The 12,931-nt window shown below is 64.7% G+C and carries 10 protein-coding genes; 6 read left to right on the top strand and 4 right to left on the bottom strand.

Annotated elements, in window-relative coordinates:
- Window positions 1–71 precede the first annotated feature (71 nt).
- Window positions 72–1,430 carry an aromatic ring-hydroxylating dioxygenase subunit alpha gene (locus MTX19_RS04220; RefSeq protein ID WP_280982558.1) on the bottom strand — a complete coding sequence of 453 codons (1,359 nt, stop codon included), beginning with the start codon at window positions 1,428–1,430 and terminating at the stop codon, window positions 72–74.
- Window positions 1,431–1,541: 111 nt separating this feature from the next.
- Between MTX19_RS04220 and MTX19_RS04225 the strand changes: the two genes are divergently transcribed.
- On the top strand, window positions 1,542–2,327 hold the full coding sequence (locus tag MTX19_RS04225; protein WP_280982559.1) for an IclR family transcriptional regulator C-terminal domain-containing protein: 786 nt from the start codon (window positions 1,542–1,544) through the stop codon (window positions 2,325–2,327).
- Between the two features lie 5 nt (window positions 2,328–2,332).
- On the opposite strand, the gene MTX19_RS04230 is transcribed toward MTX19_RS04225, so the two are convergent.
- Window positions 2,333–3,277 carry a helix-turn-helix transcriptional regulator gene (locus tag MTX19_RS04230; protein WP_280985854.1) on the bottom strand — a complete coding sequence of 315 codons (945 nt, stop codon included), beginning with the start codon at window positions 3,275–3,277 and terminating at the stop codon, window positions 2,333–2,335.
- Between the two features lie 109 nt (window positions 3,278–3,386).
- Between MTX19_RS04230 and MTX19_RS04235 the strand changes: the two genes are divergently transcribed.
- The 5 genes from MTX19_RS04235 (at window position 3,387) to MTX19_RS04255 (ending at window position 10,793) form a co-directional block, all read left to right on the top strand.
- Entirely contained in the window at window positions 3,387–4,928 is a 1,542-nt protein-coding gene (locus MTX19_RS04235) for a benzoate-CoA ligase family protein (protein ID WP_280982561.1), read from the top strand.
- A 358-nt stretch (window positions 4,929–5,286) separates the two neighbouring features.
- Window positions 5,287–6,093 carry an alpha/beta hydrolase gene (locus MTX19_RS04240; RefSeq protein ID WP_280982562.1) on the top strand — a complete coding sequence of 269 codons (807 nt, stop codon included), beginning with the start codon at window positions 5,287–5,289 and terminating at the stop codon, window positions 6,091–6,093.
- 340 nt (window positions 6,094–6,433) lie between these two features.
- A complete protein-coding gene (gene boxC, locus MTX19_RS04245; RefSeq protein ID WP_280982563.1) occupies window positions 6,434–8,122 on the top strand; it encodes a 2,3-epoxybenzoyl-CoA dihydrolase in 1,689 nt (562 codons plus the stop codon).
- A gap of 126 nt (window positions 8,123–8,248) precedes the next feature.
- The gene (gene boxB / locus MTX19_RS04250; RefSeq protein ID WP_280982564.1) at window positions 8,249–9,700 is read left to right on the top strand and encodes a benzoyl-CoA 2,3-epoxidase subunit BoxB; all 1,452 of its coding nucleotides are present in this window, start codon (window positions 8,249–8,251) and stop codon (window positions 9,698–9,700) included.
- Between the two features lie 250 nt (window positions 9,701–9,950).
- Window positions 9,951–10,793 (top strand): alpha/beta hydrolase, encoded by an 843-nt coding sequence (locus tag MTX19_RS04255; protein WP_280982565.1) that lies wholly within the window; start codon window positions 9,951–9,953, stop codon window positions 10,791–10,793.
- Between the two features lie 145 nt (window positions 10,794–10,938).
- Here MTX19_RS04255 and MTX19_RS04260 read toward each other — a convergent pair whose 3' ends face one another.
- Window positions 10,939–11,739: an SDR family NAD(P)-dependent oxidoreductase gene (locus tag MTX19_RS04260; RefSeq protein WP_280982566.1), complete on the bottom strand. Its 801-nt coding sequence runs from the start codon at window positions 11,737–11,739 to the stop codon at window positions 10,939–10,941.
- A 100-nt stretch (window positions 11,740–11,839) separates the two neighbouring features.
- Window positions 11,840–12,898, bottom strand: coding sequence for a polysaccharide deacetylase family protein (locus MTX19_RS04265; protein ID WP_280982567.1), 1,059 nt, complete (start codon window positions 12,896–12,898; stop codon window positions 11,840–11,842).
- Window positions 12,899–12,931 lie beyond the last annotated feature (33 nt).

The raw sequence follows: 12,931 nt of genomic DNA on the forward strand, positions 1-12,931 counted from the left end.
GAAGCAATCCATGCCTCCACAAGCGGCGCGATGGATTGCTTCGCTTCGCTCGCAATGACGGAGAATGGCCATCACTCGGCCGCGGTCAAATGATGCACCTTGCCGGCGATCTCGCGCGGCACGGGGGCGGCCCACGGCGCGCCGCGGCGGCGTTTGACGTCGACCTCCATCCAGTAGAGCTCCCAGCCCTGTGTCGGGCCGATGCCGTCCATCGTCGCCGGGCCCTGGATGCTGCGCGCGGTGGCGTCGTCGAGGAACAGCATCGGCTTCTCGCCGCCCGCGACCTTCTCGATCTCCTGCCGCAGCAGCCGGCGATACTGCACGATCGCCTTGTCGCTCTGGCCGAGATGCTCGTTGGTGCGATCCTGGATCGGGCCCATCGACTCCACCGCCCACTGGTCGTGAACGTTGATGTCGGTGCCCATGCCGGTGTAGGTCGCGGTTGCCTGCTCGTGCGGGTCGAAGCCGTAGTCGTTGGTCTTGTTCTTCCGCGACTTGTAGTCGGGCAGCTCGTAGAGCTCGAGCCGCTGGTCGCGCATCTTCTGTTTGTCGACCGGCGCCGTGTAGCTGGTGAAGATCGCGTACCAGTAGCAATTCTCGTCGTCGATCGGCACGTGCCACTGCGTGATGGTCATCTCGGTCGACATCGGGATGACGAAGCCGTGCGGAAACAGCTGGTTGGTCACGCGCACATGGGTGCGCTCCTCGTCGAGCTCGCGCAGTGCGATCAGGCGCAGGCCGTATTCGGTGTGCTCGACATTGATGATCGGCCGATCATATTCGCGCAGGACCTTGGTCATCGGCATGTCGCTGCCGGCCGACGCGCCGCGGAATTGTTTTCCGTAGGCGGCCGAGGTGTCCTCGTCCTCGAAGAAGCGATGCAGATAGGAGGCGTGCGCCGGGTCGATGCCGACCTCGAGCGCCTGCAGCCAGTTGCAGTTCATGTGGCCCTTGAAGGCAAAGGTGTGGCTGTCGGGCGCGACGAAGCAGTCGATCTCCGGAAATGCCGGCGGTTCGCCTTCGCCGAGATAAGCCCAGAGAATGCCGCTCTTCTCGACCACCGGATAGGAGCGCTGCTTGATGCCCTTGCAGAGCTGCGATCCAACAGGCTCGGCCGGCGTCTCGATGCACTGGCCGCTCGCGTCGAATAGCCAGCCATGGAAGGCGCAGCGCAGGCCGCCATTCTCCAGCCGGCCGAAGGCGAGGTCGGCGCCGCGATGCGCGCAGTGGCGATCGATCAGCCCGTAGCGGCCGTCTTCGCCGCGGAACAGCACTAGGTTCTCGCCGAGCAGGCGCACCGGCCGTACCGGGCGCGCGCCCTGCAACTCGTCCACCAGCGCCGCCGGCTGCCAATACATCCGCATCAGCCTGCCGCACGGGTCCTTAGCCCCGGTGCGGGTGATCAGGTCGTTCTGTTCCTGGCTCATCATGGCGGCGTCTCCCAAGATCGGATTTGTTCGCCTATTGAACGAATGTGCGAATTATGCCATGTCTGGTTTGGACAGCAAGTCCAATTTTTGAACCGTTCAAAGCCGGACCCGATGCCCAAGCTGAAGCGGACCGATCAGGACGAGCGTGCCACCGACTTCGTCGAGAGCCTCGATCGGGGCCTGCGCCTGCTGCAGGTGTTCGGCACCGTCAGTGGCCCGGCGACACTGAGCGATCTCGCACGCGCCGCCGACCTGCCGCGCGCCACGGCGCGGCGCATCCTGTTCACGCTTGCGCATGGCGGCTTCGTTGCGACCGACGGCAAGCTGTTCACGCTGACGCCGCATGTGCTGACCCTCGCCGGCTCCTATCTGCAATCCAACCAGGTGGTGACGGTATTGCAGCCGGTGCTCGATCGCATCGCGACCGCGGCGCAGGAGATCGCTTCGCTCGCACTTCTCGACGGCGACGACGTCGTGTTCGTGGCGCGCTCGAGCCCGACGCGGGTATTCTCCGCCGGCCTCGATATCGGCTATCGGCTGCCGGCGTTCTGCACCTCGGTGGGGCGTGCGATGCTCGGCCGGCTCGGCGATAGCGAACTCGCGACACGGTTGAAGGCGATGCGCCGTGAATCCGTGACGCCGCAGACCGTGACCGATCCGAAGCAGCTGCTCGCCACCATCATCGCCGATCGCGAGCAGGGCTATTCGCTGGTCGACCGCGAGGCCGAGCCGCACTTCCGTTCGATCTCGGTGCCGGTGCGCCGCTACGACGGCACCATCGTCGCTGCCATCAACATGGGCGCCCATGTCGATCGCGTGCCGATGCAGGAACTGATCGACCGTTTCCTGCCGCTGCTGCGCGACGGTGCGGAGGATGTGAAGAGCCGGCTTCTGTGAGGCAGCTACAGCGCCACGCTGCGCAGGCCGAAGCTGCGCGCTTCGTTCTGCAGCACCGGCCGCACTGAATCGATCAGCCGCGCGGCGGCGGCATCAACCGAGAGGCCGGCGGTGTCGACCACCGCTGACGCGCGTGCGTAAAGCGGCTCGCGGCTGACCAGGATGTTGCGCAACTCAGCCATCGCGGAGCGGTCGTCGGCCATCGGGCGCAAATCGCCCTGGCGGCGGACGCGGGCCATGTGCTCCTCGGGCTCGGCCTTCAGCCAGATCGTGTAGAACGACGACAGGATCAGGTCGAAGGTGAGCGGTTCGGAAACGATGCCGCCGCCGGTTGCGAGCACCATCGGTTCCTTGCGCGCCAGCAGCTGCGTCAGCGCCGCCTGCTCCATGCGGCGAAAGCCTTCCTGGCCGTAGAGCGCGATGATCTCGGCGACGGAGAGGCCATTCTGTGCCTCGATCTCCTTGTTGAGCTCGACGAAGCTCCAGCCGATCTTCTTCGCCAGCATCCTGCCGAGCGTGGTCTTGCCGGCGCCGCGCAGGCCGATCAGCGCAATGCCGGAGAACGACGCGCGCCGCGGCGCCGACGGGCTGCCGCCGGCGAGGATATCCTTGGCCTGCGCGATCTGGTTCGGCGAAGCTTTCCGCAGCAGGTCGCGGATCACCGCCCAGTCGGGCACCGGCTCGCTCGACGGGATGAGGTCTTCGAGATGCGCGCCCATTGCGCCTGCGACGCGGCGCAGCAGCACGATCGAAACATTGCCTTTGCCGCTCTCGAGCTGGGCGATGTAGCGTTCGGAAATGCCTGAGACCTTGGCGAGCACCTTGCGCGACATGCCGCGCAGGGCGCGCATCGTGCGCACGCGCTGGCCGAGCTGTTCGAGGAAGCCGGTTTCCGGATCGTTATCCTGGGTCATGATCCTCGTGCGACGCGCGCGGGTTTTCGGAAACATAGTGCCGATGAGGATTGACAGCAAGCCGATGTAGTGGCTTTGTATGAATTATAATTCTTAAATTCACAGGAGAGGGAAGCGTGGCGCGTCTGGGTCCGAGGAGCGGGGCATGACTTACAACGCGGTGACCTGGCTGCTCGACCGTAATGTCGATGAAGGCCGCGGCAACAAGGTCGTCTTCGACGACACCGTGTCGAAGCTCACCTATGGCGAGCTGCAGCAACAGACCCGCCGGCTCGGCAACATGCTGCGCCGGCTCGGCGTTCGCCGGGAAGAGCGCGTTGCGATGATCATGCTTGATACGGTCGATTTCCCGATCGTGTTCCTGGGCGCGATCCGCGCCGGCGTGGTGCCGGTGCCGCTGAACACGCTGCTGACCGCGGAGCAATATGCCTACATCCTCGGCGATTGCCGCGCGCGCGTGCTGTTCGTCTCCGAAGCGCTGTTGCCGGTCGTGAAGGACGTCATCGGGCGAATGCCCGACCTCGAGCACGTCGTGGTCTCAGGGCAGGAGGCGCACGGCCACAAGAAATTCTCCGACGAGCTCGCGCGCGAGAACGATACGTTCGCGACCGCGCCGACGCATACCGACGAGCCGGCGTTCTGGCTCTATTCGTCGGGCTCGACCGGCATGCCGAAGGGCGTGCGCCATCTGCATTCCAACCTCGCCGCGACGGCGGAGACCTATGCCAGGCAGGTGCTCGGCATTCGCGAGGACGATGTCGGTCTCTCCGCGGCGAAGCTGTTCTTCGCCTATGGCCTCGGCAATGCGTTGACCTTCCCGATGTCGGTTGGCGCCACCACGGTGCTGAATTCGGAGCGCCCGACGCCGGCCGTGATGTTCGCGCTGATGAACAAGTATCACCCCAGCATCTTCTTCGGTGTGCCGACATTGTTCGCGGCGATGCTGAACGACGAGGCGACGAAGGCGCAGCGCGGCGGCGATCGCCTGCGCATCTGCACCTCCGCGGGTGAGGCGTTGCCGGAATCGGTCGGCAACGCCTGGAAGTCGCGCTTCGGCGTCGACATCCTCGATGGTGTCGGCTCGACCGAGCTCCTGCACATCTTCCTGTCGAATGCCCCCGGCGACATCAAATACGGCACCTCGGGCCGTCCGGTGCCCGGCTACAAGGTGCGGCTGGTCAACGAGCTGGGTGCCGAGGTGGCCGACGGCGAGGTCGGCGAGCTCCTAGTCGATGCGCCCTCGGCCGGCGAGGGTTACTGGAACCAGCGCGGCAAGAGCCGCTCGACCTTCGAGGGTGCGTGGACCCGCACCGGCGACAAATATGTCCGCGACGCCGAAGGCCGTTACACCTTCTGCGGCCGCGCCGACGACATGTTCAAGGTCTCGGGCATCTGGGTCTCGCCGTTCGAGGTCGAGAGCGCGCTGATCACCCATCCTTCGGTGCTCGAAGCCGCTGTCGTGCCGGAAGCCGACCCCGAGGGACTCTTGAAGCCGAAGGCGTTCGTGGTGCTGCGCCCCGGCAGCTCGACCGACGGGCTGCACGAGGCGCTCAAGGAGCACGTCAAGCAGAAGATCGGGCCCTGGAAGTATCCGCGCTGGATCGATGTCGTCGACAGCCTGCCGAAGACGGCCACGGGCAAGATCCAGCGGTTCAAGTTGCGCGACGGTGAAGGCGCGAAGCACTGAGGCTCCCGTGAGAAGCTGCGCGCATCAGAACTCCCGTGAGGTGAGCATCCTGGGCACGCTCCCTCCCCCCTTGCAGCAGGGCAATCGCATATGACCTGCGCGCACTCCGGGGCTGACGTTTACGCGTCGTCATGGCCGGGCTTGTCCCGGCCATCCACGTCTTTCTTCGCGTGGAGAACCAAACACGTGGATGCCCCGGACAAGCCGGGGCATGACGAGTTTGTGGGTAGACCAGCCAAACCACAGGCATCGAACGCGCAGCATAACTGGCATATGCGATTGCCCCTCCCCCGCAAGGGGGGAGGGAATGAGAGAGCCGTTGTTGCGTCGCTCGCATGTTGAGAGAACGGAGTTTCGCATGACCCTTTCGCCCTCGGGCTTCCTTACTATCGACCGCGCCGATCTCGAATACCGCATGATCGGCCCAATGCCGGACGCCGCCCCGACTATCGTGATGCTGCATGAAGGGCTCGGCTCGGTCGGGCTGTGGGGCGATTTCCCGGAGAAGCTGCAGGCTGCGACCGGCGCCGGCGTGTTCGTCTATTCCCGTGCGGGCTATGGCGCGTCGAGCCCGGCCAAGTTGCCGCGCCCGGTCGATTACATGCATATCGAGGCGCTGGAGGTGCTGCCGAAGCTGCTCGATCAGATTGGCTTCCGCCGCGGCTTGCTGGTCGGCCATTCCGACGGCGCGTCGATCGCGGCGATCTATGCCGGCTCGCGTCAGGATCATCGCCTGCAGGGGATCGCGCTGCTCGCGCCGCATTTCATCGTCGAGGACATCTCGGTGAAATCGATCGCCGAGATCAAGACGGCGTATGAGACCACCAATCTGAAAGAGAAGCTCGCGCGCTGGCACAAGGATGTCGACAACGCGTTCTACGGTTGGAACGGCGCCTGGCTCAATCCGAAATTCCGCGACTGGGATATCTCCGACTACCTCGCCTATATCCGCGTGCCCGTGCTGATCGTGCAGGGCAAGGACGATCAATACGGCACGATGCGCCAGGTCGAGATCGCGAGCGAGGAGTGCTACTGCCCGGTCGATGTCGCGGTTATCGAAGGCGCCGGCCACTCGCCGCACCGCGAGGCGCCCGCCGTGACCCTGGAGGCGGTCACCGAATTCGCCAAGGCGGCGCTTCGGGATGACCAGACGCTGGCCGCGTGAGAGGCTGCGAATGCATCCAGGTCCGTCATTGCGAGGAGCTCGCGACAAAATTGCGGAGCAATTTTGCGCTGAAGCGACGAAGCAATCCATCGCTCCGCATGTGCGGGACGATGGATTGCTTCGTTTCGCTCGCAATGACGGGGATGGAGCAGCGCGCGCCATCTATCGGGCCATCCTGACGTCCATCATCCGTCTAGGTCATTGGCCGAACGGGCGATTCCGTGAACATGAAACAAAATGCATGTTTTTGAATTTTGAACTGGACCAGTTCGAAAACATGCATTATTGTGCATATAGCTGAACCGACAAAGTCAAACAAACAACGTTGAAGGGTGGCCCAATGGCTGGCGACGATCGCGTCCTCGCAGGCGGGGCGAAATACATCGATTTCCAGACCGAGCCGTCGCGGTACCGGCACTGGAAGCTGGACGTGCAGGGCGACGTCGCGACGCTCACCATGGACGTCGACGAGAACGCCGGCCTGTTCGAGGGCTATCAGCTGAAGCTGAATTCCTACGACCTCGGCGTCGACATCGAGCTGGCGGACGTTGTGCAGCGGTTGCGCTTCGAGCACCCCGAGGTGAAGGTCGTGGTGATGCGCTCGGGCAAGAACCGCGTGTTCTGCGCCGGCGCCAACATCCGCATGCTGGCGGGCTCGACCCACGCCCATAAGGTCAACTTCTGCAAATTCACCAATGAAACCCGCAACGGCCTGGAGGACTCCAGCGAGAACTCCGGCCAGAGCTTCATCACCGTCGTAAACGGCACCGCGGCCGGCGGCGGTTACGAGCTTGCGCTCGCGACCGACCACATCATGATGGCCGATGACGGCGCGGCCGCGGTCGCGCTGCCGGAGGTGCCGCTGCTCGCGGTGCTGCCGGGCACCGGCGGGCTCACCCGCGTGGTCGACAAGCGCAAGGTGCGCCGCGACCATGCCGATTTTTTCTGCACCATCGAGGAAGGCATCAAGGGCAAGCGTGCGGTCGCCTGGCGCTTGGTCGACGAGATCGCACCGAACTCCAAGCTCGAGGGCAAGCTCGCCGAGCGCGTCAAGGAGTTTGCCGCGAAGTCGAAGCGCAACGGCGCGGGTCCGGGCATCGCGCTGACGCCGCTGAAGCGGATCATCGACGACAGCGCGATCCGCTACGGCTTCGTCAGCGTCGATATCGACCGCGCGGCGCGCATCGCCACGATCTCGATCAAGGCGCCGGAAGCAGCGCCGCCGGCAAGCATCGACGGCATGATCGCGCAAGGCGCGTCGTTCTGGCCGCTGCAGGTCGCGCGCGAGCTCGACGATGCGATCCTGCATCTGCGCCTCAACGAGCTCGGGATCGCGATGCTGGTGTTCAAGAGCCACGGCGACGCCGCCAGCGTCGTCGCTTATGACGGCTTCCTCGAGGCCAACAAGGCGCACTGGCTGGTCAACGAGATCAGGCATTTCTGGAAGCGCGTGCTCAAGCGCATCGACGTCACCTCGCGCACGCTGGTGACGCTGGTCGAGCCCGGCTCCTGCTTCGTCGGCACGCTCGCCGAACTCGTGTTCGCGGCCGACCGCTCCTACATGCTGATCGGCCAGAAGCAGGGCGACAACCGCGCCCCGCCGACGATCGAACTGACCGCGATGAATTTCGGGCCGTATCCGATGAGCCATGGCCTGACCCGGCTGCAGTCGCGCTTCCAGGCCGATCCGTCCGATCTGGAGCGCGCGCAGGCGTCGATCGGCAAGGCGCTCGATGCGGAGGAGGCCGAGGAACTCGGTCTCGTCACCTTCGCGCTCGACGATATCGATTGGGACGACGAGGTGCGCGTGTTTTTCGAGGAACGCACCTCGTTCTCGCCGGACGGCCTCACCGGCATGGAAGCCAATCTGCGCTTCGTCGGGCCGGAGACCATGGAATCGAAGATCTTCTCGCGCCTCACGGCGTGGCAGAACTGGATCTTCCAGCGGCCGAACGCGGTCGGTGAGGAGGGCGCGCTGCGCCGCTACGGCACCGGCCAGAAGGCGCAATTCGACATGACGCGCGTGTAGGAATTTGCCGCGTCATGCCCGGCCTTGTGCCGGGCATCCACGTCTTCCTTCCGTCAACGAAGCAAGACGTGGATGGCCGGGTCAAGCCCGGCCATGACGAAAGAAATCTGCCCCAAGGAGGCTGCCATGAACGTCAACATCATGAACGTCGATTACTCGACCAAGATTCCGAACAACGTGAATCTCGCCGAGGACCGCCAGGTGCTCAAGGCGCTGGAGGGCTGGCACCCCGGCTACATGGACTGGTGGAGCGACATGGGCCCGGACGGCTTTCAGGAATCGCTCGTCTATCTGCGCACCGCCTATTCGGTCGATCCGCGCGGCTGGGCCAAGTTCGATTACGTGCGCATGCCTGAATATCGCTGGGGCATCCTGCTTGCGCCGCAGGAAGAGAACCGCGTGATTCCGTTCGGCGAGAACTACGGCAAGCCGGCCTGGCAGGAGGTGCCCGGCGAGCATCGCGCGCTGCTCCGTCGCCTGATCGTGATCCAGGGCGACACCGAGCCGGCGTCGGTCGAGCAGCAGCGCCATCTCGGCAAGACCGCGCCCTCGCTCTACGACATGCGCAATTTGTTCCAGGTCAATGTCGAGGAAGGCCGCCATCTCTGGGCGATGGTCTACCTCTTGCAGAAGTATTTCGGCCGCGACGGCCGCGAGGAAGCGGATGATTTGCTGCGCCGCCGCTCGGGTGACGCGGATTCACCGCGCATGCTCGGCGCCTTCAACGAGGCGACGCCGGACTGGCTGTCGTTCTTCATGTTCACCTACTTCACCGACCGCGACGGCAAGATGCAGCTGCATTCGCTGGCGCAGTCGGGATTCGATCCGCTGTCGCGCACCTGCCGCTTCATGCTGACGGAAGAAGCCCATCACATGTTCGTCGGCGAGACCGGCATCACCCGCGTCGTGCAGCGCACCTGCGATGCGATGAGGGAAGCCGGCATCACCGATCCGACCGATATCGCCAAGGTCCGCGCGCTCGGCGTGATCGACCTGCCGACGATCCAGAAGAAGTTGAACCTGCACTATTCGCTGTCGCTCGACCTGTTCGGCTCGGAAGTGTCGACCAACGCCGCGAACGCCTTCAATGCCGGCATCAAGGGCCGCTACAAGGAAACCACGATCGACGACGATCATCAGCTCAAGAACTCGACCTATCCGGTCATGAAGCTGGTCGACGGCCAGATCAAGATGGTCGATGAGCCGGCACTGACCGCGCTCAACATGCGCCTGCGCGACGACTACACGCAGGATTGCGTCAAAGGCATGCTGCGCTGGAACAAGGTGATCTCGACCGCGGGCTATGACTACAAGCTCACGGTGCCGAACACCGCCTTCCACCGCCAGATCGGCGAGTTCAAGGATGTTCATGCGACGCCCGACGGCCTCTTGATCGACGATGCCACCTGGGCCAAGCGCAGGAATGAGTGGCTGCCGTCGAGCGAGGACGGTGAGTTCATCGCCTCGCTGATGAAGCCCGTGACCGAGCCCGGCCAGTTCGCCTCCTGGATCTCGCCGCCGAAGGTCGGCATCGACAACAAGCCGGGCGATTTCGAGTATGTGAGGATCGAGAGCTGATCACCTGAGGGTTCTCTCTCCTCTCGGAGAGGGCAGGAGAGGGGCGAGCCGAGAGGTCCCTGGCTTGCCCCTTTTCTTTGTTGAGAGCGGTACGCTCGTGGCTCCGACGACATGGTCGCCGGTATGCGAAGCGGGGCGTGCCGGAGTGAAGCGCGTCCCGTCTTGACAAGCGCGACGCGTTCGCGCCGAAATCCAAACACGATGGACCGCGACGACAGGCGTCGCGGTTCCGGAATTCGGCGGTGCCATCATGAGTGAAGAAGAACCTTTTCCAGGCGCTGACCTGCGTCCGCTCAAGCTACAGATCGACGGGCAAACGATCGCCGGCTTCGAGAGTCCGGGCACCGGCCGCGACATCCTGCTCGTCCACGGCAATTCGTCGTCATCCCGGATATGGCAGAAGCAACTGCAGGGACCGCTCGGCGCCAAATATCGGCTGGTTGCGATCGACCTGCCGGGTCATGGCGCATCGTCGCCCGCGCCCAATCCGGAGCATGGCTATTCGGGCGAAGGCTACGCCGCTTGCCTTGCAGCCGTCGCACGCGAAATCGGCCTGAAGGATGCGGTGGTCGTGGGCTGGAGCCTCGGCGGGCATACGGTGCTCAATGCAGCCGCGTCGCTGCCAATGGCGGCCGGGCTGATGATCTTCGGCACGCCGCCCGTTGCCAAGACGCCGGACGGATTTTCCGGCTTCAAGGGATTGTCGGCCACCACCTTCACGCCGGCGCCGAGCGATGCCGAGATCGAGGAGTGGATGCAATCGGCCTTTGCGCCGGGCTATTCGCCGCGTCCATCCTTCTTTGAAGCCGATTTTCGTCGCACCGACGGCAACGCACGAGGCTATCTCGGCGCCAGCGTGCAGGCCGGCCGCTTCGCCGATGAGGTCGAGATCGTGCGCAACCTGAAAATCCCGCTCGCGATCGTCCAAGGCAGCGAAGAACAGCTCGTCGATCTCGGCTATCTGCAGCGGCTGTCCGCTCCGACGCTGTGGCGCGGACAGGTCCAGGTGATCGAAGGCGCCGGCCACACCACGCAATGGGAGAAGGCGGAAGCCTTCAATCGCACCCTCGACGCATTCGCGTCGAGCCTTTGAGCGCGGTCAGCAAGGCCTGTCGTCACCCGCGAATGCGGGTGATGACAGTATTCCAGAGACAGAGCAGGAATCGAGAGGCCGCGGCGTAGTGGATGCCCCGGTCAAGCCGGGGCATGACAGTGAGATTGTGGGCGATCGCTCGGTCCTACCCGGCGATCTCGGCGCCGGCATTCGCGTAGACCACGCCACCGTCGACCGCGATCGTGGCTCCGACGACATAGTCGCCGGCACGCGAGGCGAGATAGATCGCAACCCCCGCCATATCCTCGTCGGTCCCGACCCGCCGCGCCGGAACGCGCTTGGCGACGTCGTCGGCGTGGTCGCGCGCGGCCCGGTTCATGTCCGACTTGAATGCGCCCGGCGCAATCGCGGTGACGTTGACATGGTCCTTGATCAGCCTCGTTGCCATGCGCCGCGTCAGATGGATGACCGCAGCCTTGCTCGCTGCATATGAATAGGTTTCCATCGGATTGACGAAGATGCCGTCGATCGAGGCGATGTTGATCACCTTGGCCGGCTGCGCCGCGCTGGCCGCGGCACGCAGCGGCTTCGCCAGCGCCTTGGTCAGGAAGAACAGCGACTTGACGTTGAGGTTCATCACCTTGTCCCAGCCGCTCTCGGGAAATTCGTCGAAATCCGCGCCCCAAGCCGCGCCGGCATTGTTGACGAGGATGTCGAGCTTCGGCTCCAGCTTGATGACTTCGCCAGCGAGTTTTTCGCAGCCCTCGATCGTCGAGATGTCGATCGGCAGCGCGATGCATTCGCCGTCATAGGCGGCCGACAGCTCCTTGGCGGTGGCTTCGCAGGGACCCGCCTTGCGCGCGGTGATGTAGACCCTGGCCGCGCCCTGCGCGAGGAAACCGGCCGCGATCATCTTGCCGATGCCGCGCGATCCGCCGGTCACCAATGCGACGCGGCCCTTGAGCGAGAACAGATCCTTGAACATGCGTTCCTCCGTTGCGTTACCGGTGGTTCTGGGCGCAGCCGGGGATCGAGTCAAGGAAGCTGAACACCCTCTCCCCTTGTGGGAGAAGGGAAGCGGAGAGCTACGCCGCGTCGATGCGGCGGAAGCCGCTCCACACCGCCGTGGCGGCGCCGGAGGTCAGGACCGGCAGCAGGCGCGCCTCCTGGTAATTGCCGTTCAGCGAAACGCGCTGCAGGGCGGTCAGATGATCGGCGCTTTCGGCGAACAGCATGCCTGGCCGCGTCGTCACCGCGGTCCGGAAGCCGATCGTCTTGGCGAGCGCGAATTCGCGCTGTCCGGCGGCCGTCCTGTCGCCGTAGGGATAGGCGAGATGCAGCGCCGGCCGCTGCAATGCGTCCTCGATCCGCGCACGGCTGGTTGCGAGCTCGAACGATGCGATCGTCTCGCTTTGCTTGGCGAGATTGCAATGGCTGACGGTGTGGGCGCCGATCGTGACCAGCGGATCGTCGGCAAATTTGCGCAACTCATCCCAGGACAGGCAGAGCTCGCGCGCGATGGCGGTTTCGTCGACACCGTGGCGGATGCAGAGCGCGGAGATTTCGCGCTGCACGTCGCGTTCGCCCGGCAGCGCGCGCAGCCAGTCGTGGATGCGGTCGAACGCCGCCTGCTTGGCCTGCGCAGTGGAGGTATCGAGGCGCGTCATGCTGCCGCCGATCGGCACCTCGATGGCGGACGCCGCCGATATCAGCCGCTCCAGCGCGATCCACCACAGCCGGCCGGAGCCGTCGGCGAAATCGCTGGTGACGTAGACGGTCAGCGGTGCGTCGAACTCGCGCATGACAGGCAATGCGAAATCCCGGTTGTCGCGATAACCGTCGTCGAAGGTGAAGCAGGCGAAGCGCCGCGCGAAGTTCCGCTCGGTGAGGCGACGATGAGCTTCGTCGATGCTGATGACGTCGACGTCGAGCGCGCGCAGATGCGTCAGCATCGCGCGCAGGAAGTCCGGTTCAACCTCGAGATGGTGATTCGGCTGGAACGCGTCGCCGCGCCGCGGGCGAACGTGGTGCAGCATGAAGACGGCGCCGACGCCGGCGAAGATCGGCCGCAGCAGGACGTGCGCGCCGGAAAAATACAGTGCCTCCAGCCCGGCGCGGATCACGGTGTTGCGAAGCTGCTTCATGAGGGCACGGGCGGGCCGATTTGCATTCCGCCG

The sequence above is a fragment of the Bradyrhizobium sp. ISRA464 genome (assembly GCF_029910095.1).
Lineage (GTDB): Bacteria > Pseudomonadota > Alphaproteobacteria > Rhizobiales > Xanthobacteraceae > Bradyrhizobium.